The organism is Paracraurococcus lichenis (assembly GCF_030657435.1).
Lineage (GTDB): Bacteria > Pseudomonadota > Alphaproteobacteria > Acetobacterales > Acetobacteraceae > Paracraurococcus > Paracraurococcus lichenis.
Map to the genome: position 1 here is coordinate 1 of NZ_JAUTWS010000254.1, position 2,174 is coordinate 2,174.

Sequence of the window (2,174 nt, forward strand, 5' to 3'; positions counted from 1 at the left end):
GGCCTAGCAGAGGATGGACGGCTGAACGCAAGTGAACGTCCGTGGTTAAGGTCCGTCATCGGTAGCCGGCCAAAGGTGCTGATAGGCCGGGGCCAAAATGGCATGCGGGTCGGTTCGTCGGTTGTCAGCCCCGGCGACGGTGGCGTCGTGACCCGCCGGACTATAGGACGCAGCCTCCCCATCCGCATCTCTCCATTGGACAACAGGGTAAACCCCACTCGCCCCGTCGCCACGAGGCGGCGGTATCCCGACCGCAAGGGAGGGGATGGCGGAGGGGGTAGAGGAACGGCGGAGAAAGCGAAGGCCGCCCTGTAATGGGGCGGACAGGGCCTCGATGACGAGGGGATACCCGACCCGAAAGGGGGCTGACTTCCGCCATGGTCTCAACGGTTGGGAAGACGTGCAGAGCTTGGGATCGCTGGAGACGTTAGACGGTGCAAACCGAACAGACCGGCGAGCGGGAGCAGACGACGTGGTCCGACATTGACTGGACCGCGGCGGAGGCTGCCGTGAGGCGACTGCAAGATCGGATCTACCGTGCCGCGGCGGCCGGGAACCGAGGTCAGGTGAAGAACCTGCAGAAACTCCTGGTCCGCTCCACATCCGCAAAACGGCTCGCGGTCCGCAGGGTGACCCAGCAGAACGCGGGACGGAACACGCCCGGCGTCGACGGCGTGGTGTGCAGGACGCCCGAGAGCCGGACGAGATTGACCGCTGGGCTGAGCCTCAGGGATTACCGGCCGCAACCGGTCCGACGGGTACGCATTCCAAAGTCGGACGGCCGGACGCGTCCCCTGGGCATTCCGACCATCCGCGACCGAGCGCTGCAGATGCTCGTCAAGATGGCGCTGGAGCCCGAATGGGAGACACGCTTCGAGACGAACAGCTACGGGTTCCGACCCGGACGGTGCACGATGGACGCCATCGTCGCCCTGCATGCGACGCTGGCCCCGGCCGGCGCGAGTGCATGGTTGCTCGATGCGGACATCTCCGGCTGCTTCGACAACATTGGGCACCAGCCCCTGTTGGCGCGACTGCCGGTGTTCACCACCACCATCCGGCGCTGGCTCAAGGCTGGCACGGTGGAGTTGGGCACATGGAAGCCGACGACGACGGGCGCCCCTCAAGGTGGCCCACTGTCACCGCTGTTGGCGAATGTGGCGCTCGACGGCATGGAACGGCTCTTTGGAGCCGAGGACGGACGAGGTCGATACGTCCAACCAGGGAGACGCCGTGGCGCGAACCGCGGCATCGGCCTGGTCCGCTATGCCGACGACCTGGTGGTGACGGCACCCACACGTGAGGTCGTGGAGACCTACATTGTTCCCAAGCTCGCTGCATTCCTCAACGAGCGAGGGTTGCGGCTGAGTGAGACGAAGACCCGAATCGTCCACATCGACGACGGCTTCGACTTTCTCGGCTTCACCGTGCGGCGCTACAACGGCGTGGTCCTGACACGGCCGCAGAAGGAGAAAGTGGTGCGACATCTCCGCACCATCCACGACTACCTGCAGCAGCGTCGGCAGGCTACCCCGAGCCAGATCATAGGTGACCTGGGTCCGGTCATCCGGGGCTGGGCCAACTACTATCGGCATGGCGCATCGAAACACGTATTCCACACTGCGGACCACCACCTCCAGGCCAAGCTGTGGCGGTGGGCAAAACGACGTCACCCCACCAAGACGGCGGCCTGGATCCGGTCCAAGTACTTCGATAGCAGGTGGAACTTCGTGGATGGCCGGACACGGCTGGCACGGCACGATGAGGTTCCTGTCACCCGGCACAGCAAGGTCCAGGGGAAACGCACCCCGCTGAACCCCGACGACCGTGAATACTGGGAACTGCGAAGGCAGCGGCGCCTCACGGAGACACTGCGATCTCCGAAACGCCGAACCCTGCTGACGCGACAGAACGGACGATGCGCGATGTGCGGTGTGGAGTTCGACCCTGATGAGGATATCCCCCTTATCGACGAACACCATGCCATGCCGCGCTGCCATGGCGGAACAGACCAGCTGGACAACCTACAACTGGTACACCGGTGGTGCCACCATGCGCATCACATGCGGATCGGGTACCGGGCGGCGGAGGCTTGAGCCGGATGACGAGCAATCGTCACGTCCGGTTCTGAGGGGGCCGGGTCTTGGTAACGAGATCCGGCTACCCGACACCTG

1 protein-coding gene is annotated in these 2,174 nt (G+C 64.7%); it reads left to right on the top strand.

The annotated features are described in order from the left end of the window. The first annotated feature begins 434 nt into the window (after window positions 1-434). On the top strand, window positions 435-2,096 hold the full coding sequence (ltrA, locus tag Q7A36_RS39465) for a group II intron reverse transcriptase/maturase (RefSeq protein ID WP_305109262.1): 1,662 nt from the start codon (window positions 435-437) through the stop codon (window positions 2,094-2,096). Window positions 2,097-2,174: the final 78 nt, after the last annotated feature.